This window comes from Oceanobacillus chungangensis (assembly GCF_003369565.1).
GTDB lineage: Bacteria > Bacillota > Bacilli > Bacillales > Amphibacillaceae > Oceanobacillus > Oceanobacillus chungangensis.
Genome location: NZ_PIOD01000025.1, coordinates 50473 through 73826 on the forward strand (window position 1 = coordinate 50473; position 23354 = coordinate 73826).

A 23354-nucleotide genomic window follows, 5' to 3' on the forward strand; every position below is an offset into this window, starting at 1 on the left:
TCAGATATGAGTCAATCAAAGGTATTATCACCAATCCCAGGAGTATTTTATCGAAGGCCATCACCAGATGAAGATGTGTATGTCAATGAAGGAGATGCCGTGAGTGCTGGTCAAGTAATCGGCTTAGTGGAAGTGATGAAGAGCTATTTTGAAATTAAGGCTGAAGTTGATGGAGTAATCGAAAGCTTTGCGTTTGAAAATGAGGATTCAATTGATGCTGGCCAGGAAATTGCAGTAATCAATGTTAAATAATTAGATTGGAGGTGAACAGCTATGGGACTTTGTACGAAGCTTTTAATTGCAAACCGCGGGGAGATTGCGAGAAGGATTATTCGTACTTGTAATCGCTTGGGCATTCAAACGGTGGCAGTATATTCGGATGCTGATAAGGATTCACCCTATGTGAAAGAGGCGACAGAGGCAGTCAATATTGGGGAGAATCAAGCGAAGAAAAGCTATCTAAATATCGATAAGATCATTGAAGCAGCTAAAGGAACAAATGCTGATGCGATTCATCCCGGATACGGATTTTTATCAGAGAATCCAGCGTTTGTTGAACGTTGTGAAAAGGAAAATATTACTTTTATCGGACCGACGGCAGATGTAATGAAATTAATGAGCAGTAAATTGGAGTCTAGAATACAGATGAGTGAGGCTGGTATTCCTGTAGTTCCAGGGTCGGAAAAAAGACTGGAATCTGTGGAGCAAGCCTTAACTGTTGCTGATTCCTTAGGTTATCCTCTTATGCTGAAGGCGAGTGCTGGTGGTGGCGGGATTGGGATGAAGCTGATTCAAACAGAAGAAGAATTAACAAAAAACTTCTCCTCGGTTAAACAGCAAGCCCAACAGTTTTTTGGTGATGATGCTGTGTTTTTGGAAAAGTGGATTTCAAATCCGAGACATATCGAAGTACAAGTAGCTGGTGACATGCATGGTAATATGGTGCATTTATTTGAGCGGGAATGCTCTGTTCAACGGAGGCACCAGAAAGTAATTGAGGAAAGTCCATCACCATTCCTAAATGAAAAACAGCGGGAAGCATTAGTGAATGCTGCTTTAACTGGAGCGAAGCATCTTGGATATACAAATGTGGGAACAATGGAATTTATTTTTGATGGTGATGCTAATTTTTACTTTTTGGAAATGAATACGAGATTACAAGTAGAGCATCCCGTCACAGAAGAAATTACAGGCGTTGATTTAGTAGAATGGCAGCTTCGCATTGCTGCAAATGAGCGCTTGCCACTTGAACAAGAAGAAATTATGAAGCATGGTCATGCCATTGAATGCCGGGTCTATGCAGAAGATCCAGTCACATATTTTCCATCACCAGGAACAATTGAAACATTGAATCTCGTAGAATGCGATGCAAGATATGAATTCGGTGTCGTTGAAAAAACAGTCGTTTCGCCGTTTTATGACCCAATGATAGGAAAGATTATTGTGCATGATAAAGACCGCAAATCAGCTATTCATAAGATGAAAGAAGTACTGGCACAAATCGAAATAGCAGGAATAAAAACGAATATCCCATTACTATCAAATATTATGAAACAAGAGGCGTTTGAACTTGGAGATTATACAACTAATTTTCTTCAAGAACTAGCAGATACAATTCAAATAAAGTGAGGGATTCGATGTATAAGGTCGATTTAAACTGTGACATGGGTGAGAGCTTCGGTTTATACACGCAAGGAAATGATGAAGAGATGATGAAATATATCACCTCCGCGAACATTGCTTGTGGATACCATGCGGGGGATCCACATGTAATGAGGAGAACGATTGAACTTGCGAAAGAGCATAATGTTGGTATTGGGGTTCATCCTGGTTTTCCTGATTTGCTTGGATTTGGCCGTCGTCATATGAAATGTACTCCTCAGGAAGTGAAAGATTATGTTACATACCAAATCGGGGCATTAAGAGAGTTTGCTAATGTTAATGATGTTAAAATTCAGCATTGCAAGCCTCATGGTGCTTTATTTATGAAGGCAATGGAGGATAAGCAAGTGGCACGTGCGATTCTGGAAGCGATTCATGATGTCGGCTCTGATATGATTGTTTTCTCCTTAAATAATTCGGAATTTATGGAGGAAGCGATTAAGATGGGAATTCCTGTAGCAAAAGAGGTCTATTCAGATCGAGAACATACTGAAAATGGTTCAATCGTGCTGACGAGGACAGGAACAGCAATTACGGATTATAATGCTATGGCGGACAGAGTCGTTCGAATGATTAAGGAAAATAAAGTAGTTACCCATGATGGTAAGGATGCAAGTATTGAGGCAGAGACCATTTGCATTCACGGAGATACACCAGGTGCTCCGGAATTAGCAAAGGCTATCATTCATGCTTTGAATGAAAATAACATTGAAATTGTTCCGATAAAGCAAATCATTTAATGCCTTGCTTGATTCATCTGGAAGGAGGAACACTGCCCTTCCAGATGAAATGCAGGGAATGTACGCTTCTAAATAACTGATTATTATGAAAATGGGGTGATTTTTTGCAAATTGAACATGTTTATACGTTTAAAGGGATTCCAAGAAACATTGTATGGGAAACGATTCAGGACAAAGAAGTACTCCAGAAAGCATTGCCAGGCTGCAAAGTATTTGAAGAAGTTGAAGAAAATAAATACCACTCTGTATTAGGGATTAACATTGGACCGATTAAGGGTGAATTTACGGCAGATGTACAGCAATTAGATATGGAAGAGCCAGAAGCCTATCGCTTGCTTGTCAAAGCAAAGGGGAAACCGGGTGAAATCGACGCAGATGCTGCGATGCAATTCGAGGAAACGGCGGAAGGCACAGTTTTAACCTGTATTGCAGAAGTGCAGATTACCGGTTTATTAGCATCTATTGGTCAACGCGTAATTGGTGGAGTTGCCAAGGTTGTGATTGGCCAATTTTTTAAAGATGTAGACAAGGAAACAAAGAAAGCAGCATAAATTTTAAGCAAATATGGAGGTGGAAGAATTAATGGAAGAGGTAAACGTAACAGTAACAATTAATGGTAAAAAGAGAAGTGCGAAGGTGGAACCAAGAATGTTGTTAACGCATTTTATCCGTGACAGCCTCTCGCTTACAGGCACACATATTGGTTGTGACACGAGTCAATGTGGATCTTGCTCGGTCATGGTAGATGGTCATGTGGTGAAGTCCTGCACATTGCTTGCTGTTCAGGTGGATGGTTCAGAAATAATTACTGTAGAAGGACTTGGAACCGTACAAAATCTCCACCCAATGCAAAAGGCATTCTGGGAAGAGCATGGTTTGCAATGTGGCTACTGTACGCCTGGTGTTATGATGGCGGCAATTGGTCTCCTGCAAGAAAATCTTGAACCAAGTGACGAAGAAATTCGTGAGGGCTTGGAAGGGGTTATTTGCCGCTGTACGGGCTATCAATTTATTGTAAGTGCAGTAAAACATGCAGCAGCATTAATGGCTGAAGAAAAGCAAGTCGTTGGGGAGGGCAGATAACATGGCAGGTAAAGTAGGCGCAAGAATTAAACGGAAAGAAGATCCGAGGCTGCTGACTGGAAATGGATATTTCTCAGACGATATCCAGCTGCCAGGTATGCTGCATGCTGCAATTCTCAGGAGTCCCCATGCACATGCATTGATTAAGAGCATTAATATTGAAAAGGCATTAGAAGCCCCGGGAGTTGTGGCAATTTACACAGGAAAAGATTTAGAAGGAAAAATAGGACGCATCCCTTCTTCGTGGCTCATTCCAGGTTCAAACTTAAAGGAAGCTCCCCAATATCCACTGGCGATAGATCGTGTGCGTTATGTTGGTGATGGCGTTGTGCTGGTGATTGCGGAAGATCGTTACGGTGTTCGGGATGTATTGGATTTGATCGAAGTTGACTATGAATTTCTGCCTGTTTCTGTCAGGCAGAAAGAAGCGATGCAGGAAAATGCACCGCTTGTTCATGATGATATTGAAAATAATATTGCCTTTCATTGGAAGGCAGGAGAAGTTCCTGATGAAGAAATTGAGGAAGCAGAGGTTGTTGTTCGGGAGAGCTTTAATGTGCAGCGTGTTGCACCTAGTCCAATTGAAACACGTGCAGCAATCGGACAGTATAACCCTGGAAACGGAGAGCTGACCCTATGGTGTACATCGCAGAACCCGCATATCCATCGGATGGTGCTGTCTGAAGTATTGGATATTTCGGAAGCAAAATTAAGAGTTATCGCTCCAGATATCGGTGGAGGCTTTGGCGGGAAAATTGGAGTCTATCCTGACGAGGCATTGATTGGTTATGCAGCAAGAGACCTGAAGCAGCCTGTTAAATGGATTGAAGAAAGAAACGAGCATTTTTCAGCTGCAAACCATGGAAGAGATGAAATTATTGATGTGGAGCTGGCTGGAACACGTGATGGGAAACTAACAGCAATTCGTGTAAAAAATACCGCTAATATGGGAGCGTATCTTTCAACCTTTGGCCCAGGTGTACCGACGATAGATTTTGGCCTGATGATTACAGGAGCATATGATATTCCTAAGGCAGCTTGCGAGACATTTGGTGTTTATACGAATACAACATCTACTGATGCATATCGAGGTGCAGGCAAACCAGAATCTACGTATCAAATCGAACGGATGATAGATTTATTTGCTCGTGAGATTGGCATGGATCCTGTAGAACTTAGAAGGAAGAATTTCGCAAAAAAAGAGGATTTCCCTTTTACGAACGCCCAAGGACTCGTTTATGACAGCGGTGATTATGAGAAACCGTTAAATAAAGCATTGGAAATACTAGATTATAAGAAACTAAGAGAAGAACAGGAAGCATTGAGGAATGAAGGCAAGCTAGTCGGCATTGGATTTTCCACTTATGTTGAATTATGTGGATTCGGTCCGTCAGCGGTTGCCGGTGCTATCGGATTTCAAGGTGGCGTATGGGAAAATGCGACAATCCGAGTGCATCCATCAGGAAAAGTGACTGTATTCAGTGGTACATCACCGCATGGACAAGGTCATAATACGACATTTTCTCAAGTAGTTTCTGATAAATTAGGCATTCCATTAGAAGACATTGAATTTGTTTTCAGTGATACGAAAGCAGTTTCTATGGGATGGGGGACATATGGCTCTCGTTCAGTTGCTGTAGGTGGTGGAGCAATTTCTATCGCTGCTGATCGAATAATTGAAAAAGCGAAGAAAATAGCTGCACATGAGCTGGAGACGTCTGTAGAAGATATCGAGTTTGAAGATGGGGTATTTAAAATAAGCGGCGTACCTGGGATGGAACGGAAGTTTGTTGATATTGCTAAGTCAGCAAACTATGCATGGAATTTGCCGGAGGGTGTAGAACCAGCTCTTGAGGCACAAGCATTCTTTGATCCAGAGAACTTTGTCTATCCTTTTGGCACACATATTGTTGTTGCCGAGGTGGATAAAGATACCGGACAAATTGAATTAAAGCGTTACATTGCTGTAGATGATGTGGGAAGAGTAATCAACCCGCTTACGTCAGAGGGTCAGGTTCATGGCGGAATCGCCCAAGGAGTCGGCCAAGCGATGTGGGAAGGGATTGTCTATAGTGATCAGGGACAGCTATTATCAGGCTCGTTCATGGACTATACGATGCCAAAAGCCCGTTTCTTTCCAACCATTGAAACGGCCTTTACAGAAACATTATCACCTGTAAACCAGCTTGGTGCAAAGGGGATTGGAGAAACTGGAACGACTGCTTCGATTGCTGCCGTAATGAATGCAGTAGTGGATGCACTGCAGCCATATGGTGTAACAGATGTGGAGATGCCGCTTACTCCTGAAAAAATATGGAACATTATCCAAACTGGAGGGGAAAACGATGATACCATCTAAATTTGATTATGTTCGTGCAGAATCTGTAGAGCATGTCGTGCAATTATTGCAGGATAGTGATGGAGAAGGAAAAATTATTGCTGGTGGTCATAGTTTACTCCCATTAATGAAATTTAGAGTGACAGAACCTGGTAAATTGATAGATATCAGCAGAATACCTGAACTAAAAGGTGTTCGGCTAGAAAGAGACCGTGTGATCGTTGGTGCAATGATGACCCATCGTGAAGTTGCTGAGAATCCGATAATCAAAGAGCATATCCCAGTACTATCAGATGCTGCTAGATTGGTTGGCGATATACAAATTAGAAATCGTGGAACAATCGGTGGGAATATTGCGCATGGTGATGCAGTCGCAGATTTACCAGCACCAGCTTTAGCGCTTGATGCTAATCTGATTATTAGTGGTGAGGACGGACTGGATGTTATTAATATCGATGGTTTTTTCTTGGGACCACTTATTACAGCCTTGCCGGAAAACAGTGTGGTGACGAGCATCAGCTTTGAAATCCCACCATCTAATGCAAAATCGGCATATTTGAAATATTTTCATCCAGCGACAGGTTATCCGGTTGTAGGGGTTGCCGTTGTATTGGGAGTAAATAGCGATGGATTGGCAGACTATGTTCGAATTGGAATCACTGGTTCTGGTGATGTCGCCTACCGAGCGAAATCAGTGGAGCAGGAATTGATTGGCAAACCTTTAACAGAAGATGTGATTACACAGGCATCGAAGCTTGCTGCTGACGACGGTGATATCGGCAGTGACTTATTTGCTTCTGAAACCTATCGAAGAAATTTATGCAGTGTTTACACAAGAAGGGCAATTTCTTCTTTATTAGATTAATAAGCTTTAGATGAAATAGGGCTGGGAAACGATGGGATCTTACTGTCGTTCCCAGACCTATTTGTCCCATTGAATGCTGCTATTTTGGTAGTTAAGAAAGTTAAAAAACTTTCTTACTACATAAGTGCAACTAAGGCTGTCATCTTGGGTCTTGGTTAAACCTTAGTTTTCTAACACCAGAAGGGAAGTAGGGACATGAATGAACAGATGCGTTCCTTAGATAAAATTTTTCGTGAAAACGGCTATATTACCGACAAGCCTACCTTAATCGCATTAAAGCTTGTCCAAGCCTTAAAAAAACCTTTATTGCTTGAGGGGCCAGCAGGGGTCGGAAAGACGGAGATTGCAAAAGTATTGGCAAAGTCGCTCGATACGAAATTAATTCGATTACAGTGTTATGAAGGTCTGGACGTGCATAGTGCTTTATATGAGTGGAACTATGCGAAGCAAATGCTTCATATCCGACTGACAGAGAACACGGAATTAACGGTTGATGAAAGGGAATCAACAATATATGGCAAGGATTTTTTATTATCGCGCCCACTTTTACAAGCATTTACTGAAAGTGAAGCTGCTCCCGTTTTATTAATTGATGAAATTGACCGCGCAGATGAAGCGTTTGAGGCATTCCTCTTGGAAGCACTTGCTGAGTTTCAGATAACGATTCCCGAAATTGGCACGATTAAGGCAAAACAGCAGCCATATATTATTTTGACTTCAAATCGAACACGGGAATTAAGTGATGCACTCAGAAGAAGATGTTTGTATCAATGGGTACCATTTCCTGATTATAAGAAAGAAGTTTCTATTTTACAGACGCGTATACCAGAACTGAATCAGAATTTAACAGAGCAAATCGCAAAATTTATGGAGTCGATTCGTCAAATACCGTTACAGAAGGTTCCAGGAGTTGCTGAAAGCTTAGACTGGGCGAGAGCGCTTATTGAATTGCATCAAAGTGAGCTGAATCAAGATACTGTTAGGGAAACACTTGGATGTTTTCTAAAAAACCATGATGATTGGGATAAGATTGAAAAAGAGCTGAATCAAGGGACGCTTCTCCATTCCAATGGTTAGCATGCTGTTTACTAAGGGGGACACCTCATGAACCAATCACAAAACCTACCAGAATATATGCTGCATTTTTTTCGATATTTACGAGATTTGAAATTGCTCATAGGCATGAAAGAGATGGCAGATGTCTATTCAGCTTTGGATGCAATTGATATTATGGATCGTGAGCAATTCAAGCTAGCATTAAAAATAGTATTGGTTTCCAGCAAGGAAGAAGAAGAGATTTTTGAACAAGCATTCTATCAATTTTTTGTCAGAGATTTACGTGAAGAGCATAAGCAGGATTTGCTGCACTTTCATTCTGATGATCGAATGGATCAAGTGCTTGTGAATAATGAACGGATTGGGGAAAATCCAAAGCAGAAACAGAATAAAGCTGCTAGTGACGATGAATATCCACTTAAGCTTGAAGGAGAAGAAGAGGCAAAGTCTGACGAAACACCAGGCATCGTCACTGATATTTTACCAATAGATGATGAGGCCGGTGTGAACGGAACTATACCATTATGGTCTGCTACAAAAGGTCTAAATAAGCAAGGACAGCAAATTGAAGCCAAAATTACCGCTAAACAATTTTCAAAAATGGAAAAAACGGCAAAGAAATTGTTACGTCAAGTAAATATAAAACAGTCTAGGCGTTCAGCGGTTAAAAGAAAAGGAAATGTATTACATCTGCAGAAAACATTAAGAAAAAGCATTCAGACGGGAACGGAACCTTTCGAGCTTGTAATGAAAGGTTCAAGAAAGCAAAAAGCGAATTATGTATTATTATGTGATACTAGCCGTTCGATGTCTGCCACTGTGGATACATTTTTACAGTTCGCTTTTGCGTTAAAGAAGCTTCATCAACATGTGGAAGTCTTTCTATTTTCAACGAAGCTGACAAGAGTAACCGACCAATTATCTGCTGTAAATGTTCTGCCTCAAACGCTTCAAATTCGCCATGAAGAATGGGGAGGTGGAACTTGTATCGGTGAGTCGCTACATGACTTTGTTGAGAAATATGCAGTGAAGGTATTAAAGAAGCACACAGTCATGATTATTGCCAGTGATGGGTTAGATGCTGGAGAAATCAAACATTTACAGTGGTCGATGAATGAAATAGCTATCCGAAGTGAGGCTATTATTTGGGTCAATCCCCTACTCGCTATTGAAGGATATGCACCAACTGCACGGGCAATGAATATTTCACTTCCGTATATTAATCATTTTCTGAGTTTGGAAGACTTTCAATGCTTCAATAAAATAATCTAGAATGGAGGTCTTAGCTTTGTTGGAGAATACGAGAGTAATAGAAGCTATTCGAGCAGCACGAAAAAATGATACAAAAGCAGCATTAGCAACGGTCGTTCGTGTACATGGTTCAGCATATCGCCGTGAAGGCGCAAAGATGATTATTGATGAAGATGAAAAACGCGTAGGCATGATTTCTGGAGGCTGTCTGGAGTCAGATGTTGCTGCGGTTGCTAAGGAAGTTATCGCGTCAGGTATACCAGTTCTTAAGCAGTATGATATGGATGAAGATCTTGTATGGGGACTTGGCTTAGGCTGTCCTGGCAAAGTGGAAATTTATATCGAACCTATTTCATAAATACGGATACTACCGAAGAGAGAGGAGACCCCTCATGAATAAGAAAGCAGCATTTGACGCGTGGCTTACTACGATAGAAATGGAAAAATCCGGGGCAATTGCGACGATATTGAAAACGGATCAGACCCAAGGAAAACGGAATAGCGAGAGTTTGTTTATTTCAAAGGATCATTCATTCGTCGGTTCGCTGGGAGATGCATATCTTGAGGAGCAGGTTATTCAACTGGCAAAGCAAAAGCTTGCGGAAAAAAATCCATCCTCTGAAACTAGGATTTTCCAATTATTGAATAAGCAAGAGGTGGCAGTGTTTGTTGATGTGTTTGTACCACAACCTAAAATCTTAATTTTTGGTGCAGGGCATGATGCCATTCCCGTCGCAAATTTTATTGCATCATCAGGATTTAAAACAACCATCGTTGATCAACGGCCTCTTTATATTACGGAGGAAAGATTTCCTGATATAGAAAGAATTATAGCAAGGGCCGATGATTTTAAGGGGAAGGTAATAATAGATGATAATACATATGTTATCGTGATGAACCATCATCTGGAAAGAGATCAGGAGGCTTTGACGTTTGCCCTAAATTCTCAAGCTCCTTATATTGGGGTTCTTGGTCCCCGTTCAAGAAGAAATCGAATTATTAATAATATAAAAGCAAGCGGATCAGCTGTTACAGAGAGTCAAATGAGTCGGCTGTATAACCCGATTGGATTGGATATTGGGGCAAGGACACCTGAAGAGATAGCAATCAGTATAGCTGCAGAGATTATTGCGATAAAAAATGGCTATTCGGGCGGGTTCTTGAAGGATTCAGAGTTCATTCATCATGCATCTGCTGTATCTGAGGAAAATGGATGATGAATATAAATGCGCTCATTTTAGCAGCGGGCAGTTCAAGCAGAATGGGTACACAAAAGCAGCTGCTTAAATTAGGAGAACAGACCATTTTGGAGCACGTTATCGAGCTCACAATTTCAATAGAATTTACTAAAATCATTGCAGTAATCGGCAATGAGAAAGATAGAATTCGTAATCAAATATTCATAGATGATCCGCGTTTTATTTGGGCAGTTAACGAGGAATACATTGAGGGACAAAGCGCATCCATTAAAGCAGGAGTTCGTACCATAGATGAAGAATATGTTAATGTCATGATCTTTCTGGGAGATTTGCCTTTTATTAAGAAAGAAACAGCAGGCCACATTTACCGAGCGGGACTCAAAGAGCTGAATGAAGATAAAAATCCTTTTATCATCCAGCCAGTATACAAGGGTATGCCTGGACATCCCGTGTTCTTTGGGAATATGCCTAACAAGTGTTTTGATTTATTAGAGGGAGATAAAGGCGCAAAAGTCTTAATAAAGTCCATTTCTTCGCATATTAAAATTGATGTCGACGATGAAGGAATTCTATTCGATATTGATACTCCTGAGGACTATTTTGAGGCGGAGCAAATGATTAAAAATGAAAAACAGGGAAAATAATTGGCTCATTATTTATATAAACTGTGAACTAACAGTAATTGTGATTTCAGATCTAAATGCTCCCTGCTAATAAGAGGAGTTTTCATTCTATGACTAAATTAACATCGATAGTTAGTAGTTAAAGCATTTTTGCGTCTTAAGATTTTGCACTATCCACAGCAGAAGAAATACACGGAGACTTCTGCGGAAGAAGGCTCACCAGCCCCCCGGGGAAAGCGAAATGTATTTCCGGAGCGGTAAGCCAGAGAGCCATTGATATCCTAACTGATGTCGCATTTTATATCGACTATGAACCATCAATAAACACATTAGAATACAACCAATTTAAAATAAAGGATTAGAAAGGGGGAGTTCCATGGCAGCCATCACGGATAAATTTGGCAGGCCCTTACAGGATTTGCGTATTTCTATAACGGATCGTTGTAATTTCCGCTGCACATATTGCATGCCGAAAGAAATCTTTGGCAAGGATTATGCCTTTTTACCAAAGGATCATTTATTGAATAATTACGAGATCGTACGTCTTGCAAGAGCGTTTGTTGAGCTTGGTGTCAATAAAATTCGTTTGACAGGTGGCGAACCTTTATTACGCAGGGATCTGCCTCAGCTGATTGAAAGCTTGAATGCAATTAATGGGTTAGAGGATATTGCCCTGACAACGAATGCCTCAATGCTCCCAAACAAAGCTGAAGCGATAAAGGCAGCTGGTTTGAAGCGAATCAATGTTAGCTTAGACGCCCTGGACAATGAAATATTTCAAGCAGTGAATGATAATGGTGTCAGCTCAGATCGTGTATTAAAAGGCATTGAGAAGGCACTGGAAGTCGGACTAGAGGTTAAGATTAATATGGTTGTTAAGAAAGGTATGAATGAAAGCGAAATCATACCTATGGCGAAATATTTTAAAGAAAAAGGAATTACATTAAGATTCATCGAATTTATGGATGTAGGAACCACGAATGGCTGGGATTTTAGTAAAGTAGTTTCAAAAAAAGAAATCATGCAACTGCTCGCCGAGCATTTCGAGATGGAACCGGTCAATCCTATGTATTTAGGTGAAGTTGCAAAGCGATATCGCTATGTTGGAACGAATACTGAAGTGGGTTTCATTACATCCGTTTCTGAATCCTTCTGTTCTTCATGCACGCGTGCGAGGATCGCTGCAGATGGTAGGCTTTATACATGTCTATTCGCAAGCAGTGGATTTGATTTACGAAAGCTTCTCCGTTCAGATGCAAATGATGAAGAAATCAAAGAAACGATTGCTTCAATCTGGAATAAGCGAGAAGATCGTTACTCTGATGAACGAACAGAAATATCTGCGAAAAATAAGAAGAAGATAGAAATGTCCTATATTGGTGGGTGATGCTATCGGGTCGTCATTTCAGTGAAGGAAGAGCATTTGTCCATGGTGCTGATTTACTAGTGAAAGCGAAAGAAACTAGTTGGATAAGGAGCTAATAATAAATGGTAGAAATAAGAACACCAATCCATGTTAATGAAGCTATTCGCCGTGTCATGTCATATGCAATAGCAGGTCCTAAAACATACGTAGCAATTGAAGATAGTCTCGGTCATTATCTTGGTGAAGATCTGATTGCAGACCATGATGTCCCTGCCTTTGACCGGTCACCTTATGATGGTTTTGCAATCAGGGCAGAGGATACGTTAGATGCTAGCAAGGGTTACCCAATAAAATTAGAGGTAATTGGAGAAATTGGCGCAGGCGATGTCTTTGAAGATGAAGTTCAAGCGAATAAAGCGGTGCGTATCATGACAGGAGCACAAATTCCTAATGGCTGTGATGCAGTAATTATGCTGGAACATGTAGAACTGCTGGAGCATGTAGAACTGCTGGAACATGATAGGAAAACCTTCATTCAGCTGGAAAGAAGGCTAAGGACTAACGAAAATATTACGAGGAAGGGTGAAGATACGAGGCAAGGTGAGATTCTTGTTAAGAAAGGTACATATATAAATCCTGGAGTAATGGCATTACTTGCAACATTTGGCTACAAACAGGTGCCTGTAATTCAAAAACCAAAAGTGGGAATTATCTCTACAGGCAGCGAGCTACTTACGGTTGATGCGGCGCTCGAGCCGGGGAAAATAAGAGATAGTAATTCTTATATGCTTCTTGGTCAAATAGAAAGGGCTGGGGGGGTTCCTGTTTTACTTGGTCAATTTAAGGATGATTTCACGCTTTGCTACAATCAGGTTGCAGATGCCCTGGGAAAAGTAGATATATTACTGACAACAGGAGGTGTATCTGTAGGTGATTATGATTACATACCAGCTATTCTAGATAAGTTAAAGGCGAGAGTTTTATTTAATAAAGTACGGATGCGACCTGGAAGTGTTACTACAGTCGCTGCGGTCGAAGGGAAATTATTGTTTGGACTGTCGGGAAATCCGTCTTCCTGTTATGTTGGCTTTGAATTATTCACAAGGCCAATAATTCGAACTTATTTACAATCGAATCATCCTTTTATGAGAAGAGAGATTATACAGCTCGGTTCAGCATTTACACGACCGAATCCATTTGACCGTTTTGTTCGCGGGAAGCTGCAATACGAAAAAGGTCAGACAATTGCGGTGCCAGTAGGATTAGATAAGCCAAATATCGTCACTTCCTTAGCAGAGGCCGATATTCTCATTATGCTTCCCGGTGGAGGCGAGGTGTATGAAAAAGGGATGGAAGTAACTGCTATTTTACTGGAGGATCAGACAGGAGCTACAATGGATTCTTTTATGCATGGACCTGTGAATTATTGAAGGAGAACGGAATGAAGTTCAGCGGATGGATTAAACCTATAGTGGGGGATGATGGAACACTGGACAGATCCTAATTGACCAAGTGGCTTTCCTGAAGCGAAATAGAGAGCGGAGCTCTCTATTTTTATTGATTAAAGTTAGCGCTTATTGAAGTAGAAAAAGCTAAAGTAACCTTAGCAACAGCGCATAATACAGAATGATTTTATTTAACACATGAATTCTACTAGTTTTCACATAACGTTGGAAGCGCAACTATAATGTTCGGTTTATACTAAAATAGTAATATTAGTTAAAACAAGGGGGAAATAGAAAAGAATGTATTTTCTTTTATTCACTATAATTTATTGTTTAATAACACAAATTTTGAACATGGACTATGTACTTGCTTTGGGCATTTATTTAATAGGGTTTATGCCTTGTCAAAGGAATGTTTAATAGTAAGGAATTAAAAGATGTTTTTAATTTCAGAAAAACGAAGTACTTGTATGAAAAAAATGGATTTAAAGATTCATTAATAGAGTTATTGTCTCTAATATTAGTTTTCTTAAATTCTTATTTAATTAGTTATGACCCTTTCTCTCCTTTTGAATATATTTATATGTTATTTCTTATTGCACTTGTATATCGCTTTATATTTTGGGGGATAACACGAACAATTAGAAACATAAAAGCCATGCATTAGATGTTGAAATAATTTAAAAGTAAAGATAAAGAATAAATCCGATGCGTTTATTGCATTCCTATAAATGAATGATTCGATACAATCTTTCCACAGCTTCATCAATTTCATCATCTTTTATATTTGCGAACCCGATGACGATCTGAATATCTTCTGATATATCGTCGACTTCCTTTAGTAAAAATCGTTGGATTGTATATAATTCCAATTTTTCCTGTTTCGCTGCTCTTCTTATATCATGATAAGATTTAGCAGAATGAAAATGGGCGAGAAAATGAAGTCCTGCAGGGATGTCCTGTATGTTGATCTTATTCTTAAACCTATCCTGTAATTTGGTAACTAATTTCTTTCGCTTTTCTTCATAATGCTTGTTCATTCTTCGGATATGTTTTTTATATTCTCCATTCTTAATGAAATAATGAAGTGCAAAGAGTTGCAGTGAATTACTGCCGTGAATCCAATCTAAATAATGCTCCCGATAAAGCTTTAGTAAATTTGGAGGTAGCACCATATAACTGATCCGGAAGCTAGGCAGCAATGTTTTAGAGAAGGTGCCTGTATAGATTACGCGCTGACTACGATCTAAGCTCTGTAACGATGGGATATTATCCGTATCATATTTAAATTCACTGTCGTAATCATCTTCTACTATATAGCGGTCTTCTTCTGCGGTAGACCAATTCAGCAATTCAATTCTTCTTGAAATAGGCATGATTTTTCCTGTTGGAAATTGATGGGAAGGTGTAATAAACAAGAAATCTGGGTCGGCATGTTCTAATTCTTCCATGTCTATTCCATGATAATCTAAGGAAATAGGGATTACATCCAAGCCCTTACTAATTAATTGCCGATATAACCTTGAATATCCGGGATTTTCCACTGCGACTTTAGAGTTTTTTGGTTGTAAATCCATCAATTGATTAATTAATGGTTGTGTACCGGAACCAATAACGATTTGTTCTGGCTCACAAATCACGCCTCTCGTAAATGCAATCATATTGGAAATTGTCTTTCGTACGGTAAAAGGACCTTGTGGATGACTGATTTGAGCCAATTCCTTTTGATGGTATTGAATTGCCTGTTGTTGACTTTTTAACCACTCATGGAAAGGAAACATGGAAATATCTGTAGTAATATGTGAAAGTGAAATCCAATCTGCCTCATCTGTATAGGATTCTCTTAATTCACTAGGAAACTTTGTAGTACGATTGGTTTGCTGATCGAAGTCAGTAATATCCTCGATATAATAACCTTTCCTTTCAATGGTATAAATATATCCCTCTGCAAGCAGCTGTTCATAAGCATTCGTTACAGAATTGATGCTAACCCCAAGGTCTGCTGCTAATTCTCTTTTTGAAGGTAATTTTTCCCCTTTAGGAATTCTATGTTCTAAAATGATTTTTTTTAAGTTTTCATAGATTTGTTTATAAATATATTTTGCATTCCCTTGTTTATCTATGTGAAAATATATCATTTAATACCTCCAAACTGGTTCCACTAAATTAAGTATTCTGGTACTTTTCATTATACCAATTAATTGTCATAGTTATCTATATATTTTAAATTATAGGAGGATTAAATTTATGGAAAAATACGGTAACGCAACGGAGGATTTACAAGAAAAACGACAGAAATTCATTCCCAAGGGAGTAAGTAATGGGAATCTTAATATCGCAAAATATGCAAAGGGAGCAACTATTATTGACTTAGATGATAGGGAATGGATAGATTTTGCAGGTGCAATTGGTACGTTGAACGTTGGACATAGTCACCCAAAGGTTACAGAAGCGGTAAAAGAGCAAGTAGATAAATTTTTGCATCCAGGGTTTAATGTCATGATGTATGAGGGGTATATTCTTCTTGCAGAGAAACTATGTGAAATGACTCCAGGAGATTTTGATAAACAGGCACTGTTATTAAACTCAGGTGCAGAAGCAGTGGAAAACGCGATTAAAATTGCCCGCAAATTCACTGCCAGACAAGCAGTCATTTCCTTTGAACGGGGATTTCACGGAAGAACAAACTTAACGATGGGGATGACGAGCAAAGTTAAGCCTTATAAATTCGGATTTGGCCCTTTTGCTCCAGAAATCTATCAAGCACCTTATCCTTATGTTTATCGAAAGCCCGATGCGTTAAGTGAAGCGGAATATATTGACGAAATGATTACGAGATTCCAGGAATTCTTTGTTGCTACTGTAGCACCAGAGACTGTTGCGTGTATCGTCATGGAACCCGTACAGGGGGAAGGCGGCTTTGTTATCCCTCCTAGGAAATTTGTAGAATTTGTTCGAGCATTCTGTACCGAGCACGGCATCCTTTTCGTCGCTGATGAGATCCAAACAGGGTTTGGCAGAACAGGAAAGATGTTTGCGATGGAGCATTTTGATGTAATACCTGATCTTGTAACCGTTTCAAAATCCCTTGCCGCTGGCTTGCCATTGAGTGGAGTAGTTGGAAGAAGTGAAGTTATGAATATGGCGAGTCCAGGAGAATTAGGTGGGACATATGCAGGGAACCCTGTCGCATGTGCTGCAGCTTTAGCTGTTATTGATATCATAGAGGAAGAAAATCTGCTGCAATACTCAGAGGAAATAGGCCACAGAATTGAAATGAAATTAGCTGAATTACAGGAGAAATATGACTTCGCTGGGGAGATTCGCCGATTAGGGTCCATGGTGGCTATAGAAATAGTAAAAGATCCGATAACGAAGCAGCCAAATAAACAGAAAGCTTCTGAAATTGTCCATTATGCCAATGCAAATGGGCTGCTATTGCTCTCCGCAGGTGTGAACAGCAATATTATCCGTTTCTTATGTCCGCTCGTCATTACGGATGAAGAGCTTGAGAGGGGCTTAGCTATTTTAGAGCAGGCATTTGCAATATAAGAATTTATTTAAAGGGAGAAGGTTAGGAAATGACAGATAAGATAAAAGTAATGAATCCTGCAACAGGAGAATTATTAGAAGAACTTCGTGCTCACACGGTAGAAGAGGTTGAGACGAGAATAGAAAAAGTCGCTGCAGGTTTTAATAAGTGGAAAAAAATAAATGCTCATGAGCGGGCTAGCTTACTGAAGCGGTGGTCTGAGAAAATCCAAGAGCAAAAAGAAGCTATTGCAAGAATAATGACGTTGGAAAGTGGAAAGCCGATTAAAGAATCCCTAGGTGAAGTCGATTATGCAACAAGCTATATTGACTGGTACGCAGAGGAAGCGAAGCGAATATACGGACGAACGATTCCAGCGAATACAGAGTCGAAAAGGATCCTAGTTACCCGTCAGCCAGTTGGAGTAGTTGCTGCAATTACTCCTTGGAATTTTCCTGCGGCCATGATGACGAGAAAGGCTGCCCCAGCTTTAGCAGCTGGCTGCAGTTTTATCGTTAAACCAGCAGTGGAAACCCCATTAACAACGATGAAATTAATCGAGTTGGCTCACGATGCAGGTATTCCTGAGGATGCAGTGCAATATGTTAATGGCTCGGGTCGCGTCATTGGTGAAATTTTTGCAAACAGTCCTAAGTTGCGCAAAATTACCTTCACAGGCTCGACCCCTGTTGGAAAAGAACTGATTAGAAATAGTGCAGGCTCAGTGAAGCATGTATCTATGGAGTTAGGTGGCCATGCACCTTTAATCATCGCTAAGGATGCTGATTTAGATTATGCTGTCGGGCAAACAATTGCTTCTAAGTTCCGCAACGCAGGTCAAACATGTATTTGTGCGAATCGTGTCCTCGTCGCTAAAGAAATTATCGATGCGTTTGTTGAAAAGCTAGTACATGAAGTAGCTAAGTTGAAGGTCGGCAATGGTTTAGAGGAAGACACACAGGTTGGCCCAGTAATTAATGGCAAAGGCTTCAAAAAAGTAGTTAGTCAAATCGATGATGCTGTAGAAAAAGGTGCCGATGTGCTCTTAGGAAATACTTTTGATGTAGATGAACATGCTGGCTACTACTTCATTCATCCAACTGTATTGAAAAATGTAACGAATGAAATGGTCATCATGCAGGAGGAAACCTTTGGCCCAGTATTGCCAATTACAGTGTTCAGCGATGTCAAGGAAGCGGTTGAAATTGCTAATAGTACACCGTTTGGGTTAGCAGCATATTTCTTCACCAATGATTATCGCACTGGTAATTATATTCATGAAAATCTCGATTTTGGAATCATTGGCTGGAATGATGGAGCGCCCTCCGCTGCGCATGCTCCTTTTGGAGGGATGAAAGAAAGTGGTTTAGGGCGTGAAGGTGGTATAGAAGGCATCGAGCCATATTTGGAAACAAAATACTTATCGATAGGCGGAATAGAATAGAGAAAGGACAGAGAGGCAGACCTTGGCTAGACAGTCGAGGTCTGTTTCGTTCCTTAGCGATTCTTACTTGGTTTAGCCACTTTATATTGATAAAGAAATATTTCGGAACGATAGAGAGATTTTATCAACTACTTGTTCCCCGACTAATTTTGCAACCCACTCATATTTTTAATTCATATTGCTAAAGCTATAAGAAAAAAGAGGAATTTAGATGGAGCTCATCCAAAGATATGTTTCAAAGGAATTGACTCATTTTGTTGGTCGTCACCAACAGGAAAGTGAAAGGTTTGATCTATTGATCGACATTATTAAAAGTGGTTTGCTTTTACATAAAAATATTACAGAGGACATCAAAATTAATAGAGATGCACATGGTCTCGAGGACATTGTGACACCCGGAATTACATGCTTTGCAGATATTCCGATTAATGATCTGTCTTTACATATGAAAAAGTATAGTAATTTTGGATTAGCATTTAATAAAGATTTTCTTGTGGAAAAGGGTGCAAATCCGGTTTCATATATTGCAACCAATGGGATTATCCGAGAAGCGAATGGGCAGCCGAAAAATCAGAATAGCATAAAAGAAGATTACTTCAAAATGAATATTAAGCGGTATTTTTCATTGATGAATCAAATACAGGATATGCTTAAGAAAAAGGATGAACAAGGAAACGTTTCTATTTTGGATGAATTACAATTACTAGATACCTTCTTAATTAAGCATGTCTTCTCATACCTCAAACCATTTGATGCTTCGAAAACAGATGCAGATAAAGAGAACTATTATTTAGAAAGAGAATGGAGAATTGTTGGAGATGTTCAATTTACCATCACTGACATCGCCAGAATATTAATACCGGAAAAATATGGGAAACAGTTGAGAACAGCACTGCCCGAGTATTATGGACAGGTTTCTTTTACTGAATGATTTGGTGCCTGGCACTCCCAGAGTTTTGTTGTATTTTGTCGAGAAGGTAATAATCTAATGACAGGGAACATGGAAAAGCGTTTGAACGAAGAAATTAAGTTGGAATTAGTTCTCTATTCAATATGGAAACACATCGAGAAGAAATATATTCGATTGATTAATGCGTATTCTAATACTCTTTATTGTTTATTTCCATAATTTACCACTCTAATTATTTGAATTACTCTTAATTTACCATTACTAAAGCCGATATTAATACAGGGCATAGAGTATGGATTGACACGTTAGTAATGCAGGTAAAATCATTTGCTTTAAATCCTAACCTAGAAGTTCTTGTATTGCTTAAACAAATGCTGAATAAGAGGAAGAAGATAATTAACATGATTATTTTCAAAGTAAGAAGTCAAAGGAGAGTAATGCGTTGTCATTAACATTAAAGAAACACACATGCATAACCTAATTAATTAATATTCTATTTTATATATTCAAGACGGGTAATAAAGCAGTGAACAAGGGATATATTACTATTTTAATAGTTAAATTACTGTATACAAGTTTAAGGAGATAAGTAAATCAATGAAAAATACTGAAACAACTAATGTAAAAGCAAAAAGAATTCGAAGTGTAAGAGGGTTTATTACAAAATCTATCCAAAATCAAATTTTAATTCCGTTCTTAATATTAATTATTTTGGCTGGTGGAGTTGTAGCCGTTGTAAGTTATAATTTTAGTGTTAAAAATACAACAGTTGAACTAACTGAAACCGTGGAAAGCCAAATGGTGGGTTTGAATGATACGTTTGAACTGTTTTTTTCAAATATAGATTATACATTGGAACGTTTTATTTCAAATGATTTAGTTGCAAACTATCAGCCAGAAAACAAGCAGGACTTATTAAACTATTTTGGAGAAACGAAAGAAACGAATCCTTCTATTGCAAATATATACACAGTAATTGATAAGACAGGAGAAGTAATCATTTACCCTGAGGTAGATTTAGGTGATGACTTTAATGCGAAGGAAAGAGACTGGTATCAAAATGCTGTGGAAGCTAATGGAGAAACAGTATGGACAGAACCTTATACAGATGCAAGTACAGGTGAAACAGTCGTAACTGTATCGAGAGCATATTATATCGGTGACAATTTGGCCGGTGCAATGTCTGCTGATGTGATGGTAGGAACATTGGTTGATATGGTAGATGAGCTGGAAATTGGACAAACAGGCTATGGTGTTATTTTTGATAATGCAGGTAAATATGTGGCTCACACAGATCAAGAATATATTGGACAAGATGCGTCTAAAGAAGAATACTATAAGAAAATAATAAGCACTGGTAAACAAGGCATTGTTGAATATCAATTTGAAGGCAAGGATAAGATAATGGCGTTCACTACGAATCCAACTACTGGATGGATTCTCGGTGGTACCGTTTATTTAGAGGATTTTCAGAAACAGGCACAGACTATCATTATTCCAATCTTAATTACATTAGGTTTAGTAATTCTATTAGCGATAGTTGTATCTATATTGATTACGAGGGGAATAACAAAACCGATTAAACAGGTTATGGAAAGAATGGAGAATATTGCAAGAGGCGATTTAAGTCATGATCCACTAAAAACAAAATATAGAAATGAAGTAGGACAACTCATTGTAGCAACAAATGACATGAATCAAACGATGCGTGAAGTATTACATCAAATCAATGAAGTATCCGAAACGGTTTCAAGTCAAAGTGAAGAATTAACTCAGACGGCAGGTGAATTAAAGACTGGTGCCGAGCAAATTGCTACAACAATGGAGGAACTTGCAACAGGATCGGAAACACAGGCCAATAGTGCGAGTGATTTGGCATCCAATATGGGAACCTTCGCTAGTAGAGTCGAAGAAGCAAGTGAACATGGGGAACATATTCAGGGAAATTCTGTTATTGTTCTTGAAATGACGAATGAAGGTAGTAAATTAATGCAATCCTCAAGTAATCAAATGGTAAAGATAAATCATATTGTAAAAGATGCTGTAGAGAAAATGCAAAGTTTAAATAAACATTCACAGGAAATTTCTACACTCGTCTCCGTAATAAAAGATGTAGCCGATCAGACAAATCTTTTGGCTCTTAATGCAGCAATTGAAGCAGCAAGAGCAGGTGAGCATGGTAAAGGATTTGCTGTTGTTGCAAATGAAGTAAGGAAATTAGCAGAACAAGTTGCTGTATCCGTTAACGATATTACTGGAATTGTAACGAATATACAAACAGAATCAAGCAATGTATCTGACTCTCTGAGAGATGGCTATTCTGAAGTAGAACTAGGAACTTCTCAAATTGAAACAACAGGCGAAACCTTTAATGAAATAAGTTCGGCGGTTACTGAAATGGCGCAGAATATTAAGTCTGTATCTGTAAACTTATCTGAAATTGCTGCTAGTAGTCAAGAAATGAATGGGTCTATAGAGGAAATAGCTTCAGTTTCTGAGGAAGCAGCTGCAGGTGTGGAGCAAACAGCAGCATCAGCACAAGAAGCAAGTGGCTCGATGGAAGAAATAGCAGGAAGTTCTGTGCATCTTGCTAAGTTGGCTGAAGAGTTAAATGAATTGGTTGGACGGTTTAAAATATAATGGAGCAGAGATCTAATACATTTTTACTTCATAACACTAATTAAACTCCCTAAGATAGATTCAATATACCCTTAAATACTAACGGACAGGTTTAGTAGAAAAAAAGAAGTATTTATTATACAAATAACTAGTATCCTTATTTTAGTACTTTAATTGGGATACTAGTTATTTTCTATATATTGCATTCATCCTTCCAGCTTTCTTTCGGTATTTCATACCTAATGGCTATCAGAAATTGCGATATATATCCCTGCAAGCACTTATTGATACACCTGTGGGTATCTCCAGCTGTTTTACTTATCGGGAAAAAGGGTAAGTGTATAGATGAAGTAAGCGTTTTGAGGAATACCTTTACACAGCACCCATATTTTTAGTAGTGAAGAAAGTATAAAAACTTTCTAACTACATAATTGCAATCGGTTTTCTAAATAATTGAATCTCACTATATAATATTGCATAATAGAAAGATGAAAGTGGTTACAAATCGGGGGATTTATGATAGAACGTATCCCTATAGGAGGGGAAGTAAAAATGAATAATGAAGAATATGTAATAATGACGAGAAAAGTAATTAAACATGCCCCAGAGTGGTTAAAAACAGATATTATAAACATTGTGAATAAGGAAGGGGATAAAGTAAGGGTTAGTCATGCGATTAGTTTACTATATAATCAATACTCATTTAACCTAGGACATATATTTGCATCCATGGATCAAAATTATGATTGGGCAGCGACCGCACATAATCATTTAAATTATATCGACAATAATATAGACCTCGTAGAATTAATGCTAAAAGAGGCAAAAAAGAACGTAAACTAGGGTGACTGTCACTCCCCGAGTATTGCTGTTTTCTGGCATGAAGATATTGTTCGAGTTTAAAAACTTTGTATAGGTGAGCGTTTAGGCTATATGACGAGCGGATGAACCAAAAGTGGAGCACTCGACTGTGCATTTGTAGCGGCAAAAGGCAGTGTTGGAGCGCTAAAGGCACACCAAAGATTCCGAGCGTACATACACATTGAAGCAGCCAACTTAAGCTAGAGCAATAGAGATGGAAAACAGAGCGCGGTTAAAGTTACCATTCTAAAAGATGGATACCGAGTGTAGAATATAAGAAGGGATGTATCTTTATGGATGTTTCCCTTCTTTTGTTTGTAGGGAGGCAAGGTCCCTGACCGTCCGTCCTACCCCATAAAG

The 23354-nt window shown here is 39.0% G+C and carries 20 protein-coding genes; 19 read left to right on the forward strand and 1 reads right to left on the reverse strand.

Annotated elements, in window-relative coordinates:
- Positions 1–6: 6 nt before the first annotated feature.
- The 14 genes from CWR45_RS16505 (at position 7) to CWR45_RS16570 (ending at position 13613) form a co-directional block, all read left to right on the forward strand.
- Positions 7–252: an acetyl-CoA carboxylase gene (locus tag CWR45_RS16505; RefSeq protein ID WP_115750942.1), complete on the forward strand. Its 246-nt coding sequence runs from the start codon at positions 7–9 to the stop codon at positions 250–252.
- Between the two features lie 21 nt (positions 253–273).
- Entirely contained in the window at positions 274–1629 is a 1356-nt protein-coding gene (locus CWR45_RS16510; protein WP_115750943.1) for an acetyl-CoA carboxylase biotin carboxylase subunit, read from the forward strand.
- 8 nt (positions 1630–1637) lie between these two features.
- A complete protein-coding gene (locus CWR45_RS16515; RefSeq protein ID WP_115750944.1) occupies positions 1638–2402 on the forward strand; it encodes a LamB/YcsF family protein in 765 nt (254 codons plus the stop codon).
- 104 nt (positions 2403–2506) lie between these two features.
- Positions 2507–2953: an SRPBCC family protein gene (locus tag CWR45_RS16520; RefSeq protein ID WP_115750945.1), complete on the forward strand. Its 447-nt coding sequence runs from the start codon at positions 2507–2509 to the stop codon at positions 2951–2953.
- 31 nt (positions 2954–2984) lie between these two features.
- Positions 2985–3485, forward strand: coding sequence for a (2Fe-2S)-binding protein (locus CWR45_RS16525; protein ID WP_115750946.1), 501 nt, complete (start codon positions 2985–2987; stop codon positions 3483–3485).
- Between the two features lies 1 nt (position 3486).
- Complete coding sequence (locus CWR45_RS16530) at positions 3487–5844, forward strand: xanthine dehydrogenase family protein molybdopterin-binding subunit (RefSeq protein WP_115750947.1); 2358 nt, start codon at positions 3487–3489, stop codon at positions 5842–5844.
- Positions 5831–6688, forward strand: coding sequence for an FAD binding domain-containing protein (locus CWR45_RS16535; RefSeq protein WP_115750948.1), 858 nt, complete (start codon positions 5831–5833; stop codon positions 6686–6688). The genes CWR45_RS16530 and CWR45_RS16535 overlap by 14 nt, the downstream gene beginning before the upstream one ends.
- A 195-nt stretch (positions 6689–6883) precedes the next feature.
- Positions 6884–7765, forward strand: coding sequence for an AAA family ATPase (locus CWR45_RS16540; protein ID WP_115750949.1), 882 nt, complete (start codon positions 6884–6886; stop codon positions 7763–7765).
- Positions 7766–7792: 27 nt separating this feature from the next.
- Positions 7793–9016, forward strand: coding sequence for a vWA domain-containing protein (locus CWR45_RS16545; RefSeq protein ID WP_115750950.1), 1224 nt, complete (start codon positions 7793–7795; stop codon positions 9014–9016).
- Between the two features lie 16 nt (positions 9017–9032).
- Entirely contained in the window at positions 9033–9353 is a 321-nt protein-coding gene (locus tag CWR45_RS16550; protein WP_211315983.1) for an XdhC family protein, read from the forward strand.
- A 34-nt stretch (positions 9354–9387) separates the two neighbouring features.
- The gene (locus CWR45_RS16555) at positions 9388–10212 is read left to right on the forward strand and encodes an XdhC family protein (RefSeq protein WP_115750952.1); all 825 of its coding nucleotides are present in this window, start codon (positions 9388–9390) and stop codon (positions 10210–10212) included.
- Positions 10209–10838 carry a nucleotidyltransferase family protein gene (locus tag CWR45_RS16560; protein ID WP_115750953.1) on the forward strand — a complete coding sequence of 210 codons (630 nt, stop codon included), beginning with the start codon at positions 10209–10211 and terminating at the stop codon, positions 10836–10838. The genes CWR45_RS16555 and CWR45_RS16560 overlap by 4 nt, the downstream gene beginning before the upstream one ends.
- Positions 10839–11193: 355 nt before the next feature.
- Positions 11194–12204: a GTP 3',8-cyclase MoaA gene (gene moaA / locus CWR45_RS16565; RefSeq protein WP_115750954.1), complete on the forward strand. Its 1011-nt coding sequence runs from the start codon at positions 11194–11196 to the stop codon at positions 12202–12204.
- Positions 12205–12305: 101 nt separating this feature from the next.
- The gene (locus tag CWR45_RS16570; protein ID WP_115750955.1) at positions 12306–13613 is read left to right on the forward strand and encodes a molybdopterin molybdotransferase MoeA; all 1308 of its coding nucleotides are present in this window, start codon (positions 12306–12308) and stop codon (positions 13611–13613) included.
- 740 nt (positions 13614–14353) lie between these two features.
- Here CWR45_RS16570 and gabR read toward each other — a convergent pair.
- Positions 14354–15766 carry a MocR-like transcriptional regulator GabR gene (gene gabR / locus CWR45_RS16575; protein ID WP_115750956.1) on the reverse strand — a complete coding sequence of 471 codons (1413 nt, stop codon included), beginning with the start codon at positions 15764–15766 and terminating at the stop codon, positions 14354–14356.
- A 109-nt stretch (positions 15767–15875) separates the two neighbouring features.
- Here gabR and gabT point away from each other — a divergent pair, with 109 nt between their 5' ends.
- The 5 genes from gabT (at position 15876) to CWR45_RS16600 (ending at position 22976) form a co-directional block, all read left to right on the forward strand.
- Positions 15876–17180, forward strand: a complete 1305-nt coding sequence (gabT, locus tag CWR45_RS16580; protein WP_115750957.1) for a 4-aminobutyrate--2-oxoglutarate transaminase — start codon at positions 15876–15878, stop codon at positions 17178–17180.
- A gap of 29 nt (positions 17181–17209) precedes the next feature.
- Positions 17210–18604 carry an NAD-dependent succinate-semialdehyde dehydrogenase gene (locus CWR45_RS16585; protein ID WP_115750958.1) on the forward strand — a complete coding sequence of 465 codons (1395 nt, stop codon included), beginning with the start codon at positions 17210–17212 and terminating at the stop codon, positions 18602–18604.
- A gap of 211 nt (positions 18605–18815) precedes the next feature.
- Positions 18816–19535, forward strand: a complete 720-nt coding sequence (locus CWR45_RS16590; protein ID WP_115750959.1) for an abortive infection system antitoxin AbiGi family protein — start codon at positions 18816–18818, stop codon at positions 19533–19535.
- 576 nt (positions 19536–20111) lie between these two features.
- Positions 20112–22154, forward strand: coding sequence for a methyl-accepting chemotaxis protein (locus CWR45_RS16595; RefSeq protein WP_115750960.1), 2043 nt, complete (start codon positions 20112–20114; stop codon positions 22152–22154).
- Positions 22155–22685: 531 nt separating this feature from the next.
- On the forward strand, positions 22686–22976 hold the full coding sequence (locus CWR45_RS16600) for a hypothetical protein (protein WP_115750961.1): 291 nt from the start codon (positions 22686–22688) through the stop codon (positions 22974–22976).
- The last annotated feature ends 378 nt before the right edge of the window (positions 22977–23354 follow it).

Excerpts from the sequence above, each read along its gene's own strand:
- moaA (WP_115750954.1), top strand. The coding sequence starts at position 11,194 with ATGGCAGCCATCACGGATAAATTTGGCAGGCCCTTACAGGATTTGCGT.
- CWR45_RS16600 (WP_115750961.1), top strand. The coding sequence starts at position 22,686 with ATGAATAATGAAGAATATGTAATAATGACGAGAAAAGTAATTAAACAT.
- CWR45_RS16535 (WP_115750948.1), top strand. The coding sequence starts at position 5,831 with ATGATACCATCTAAATTTGATTATGTTCGTGCAGAATCTGTAGAGCAT.
- CWR45_RS16585 (WP_115750958.1), top strand. The coding sequence starts at position 17,210 with ATGACAGATAAGATAAAAGTAATGAATCCTGCAACAGGAGAATTATTA.
- CWR45_RS16570 (WP_115750955.1), top strand. The coding sequence starts at position 12,306 with ATGGTAGAAATAAGAACACCAATCCATGTTAATGAAGCTATTCGCCGT.
- CWR45_RS16555 (WP_115750952.1), top strand. The coding sequence starts at position 9,388 with ATGAATAAGAAAGCAGCATTTGACGCGTGGCTTACTACGATAGAAATG.
- CWR45_RS16525 (WP_115750946.1), top strand. The coding sequence starts at position 2,985 with ATGGAAGAGGTAAACGTAACAGTAACAATTAATGGTAAAAAGAGAAGT.
- gabT (WP_115750957.1), top strand. The coding sequence starts at position 15,876 with ATGGAAAAATACGGTAACGCAACGGAGGATTTACAAGAAAAACGACAG.
- CWR45_RS16560 (WP_115750953.1), top strand. The coding sequence starts at position 10,209 with ATGATGAATATAAATGCGCTCATTTTAGCAGCGGGCAGTTCAAGCAGA.
- CWR45_RS16505 (WP_115750942.1), top strand. The coding sequence starts at position 7 with ATGAGTCAATCAAAGGTATTATCACCAATCCCAGGAGTATTTTATCGA.
- CWR45_RS16515 (WP_115750944.1), top strand. The coding sequence starts at position 1,638 with ATGTATAAGGTCGATTTAAACTGTGACATGGGTGAGAGCTTCGGTTTA.
- CWR45_RS16595 (WP_115750960.1), top strand. The coding sequence starts at position 20,112 with ATGAAAAATACTGAAACAACTAATGTAAAAGCAAAAAGAATTCGAAGT.
- gabR (WP_115750956.1), bottom strand. The coding sequence starts at position 15,766 with ATGATATATTTTCACATAGATAAACAAGGGAATGCAAAATATATTTAT.
- CWR45_RS16590 (WP_115750959.1), top strand. The coding sequence starts at position 18,816 with ATGGAGCTCATCCAAAGATATGTTTCAAAGGAATTGACTCATTTTGTT.
- CWR45_RS16510 (WP_115750943.1), top strand. The coding sequence starts at position 274 with ATGGGACTTTGTACGAAGCTTTTAATTGCAAACCGCGGGGAGATTGCG.
- CWR45_RS16540 (WP_115750949.1), top strand. The coding sequence starts at position 6,884 with ATGAATGAACAGATGCGTTCCTTAGATAAAATTTTTCGTGAAAACGGC.
- CWR45_RS16530 (WP_115750947.1), top strand. The coding sequence starts at position 3,487 with ATGGCAGGTAAAGTAGGCGCAAGAATTAAACGGAAAGAAGATCCGAGG.
- CWR45_RS16545 (WP_115750950.1), top strand. The coding sequence starts at position 7,793 with ATGAACCAATCACAAAACCTACCAGAATATATGCTGCATTTTTTTCGA.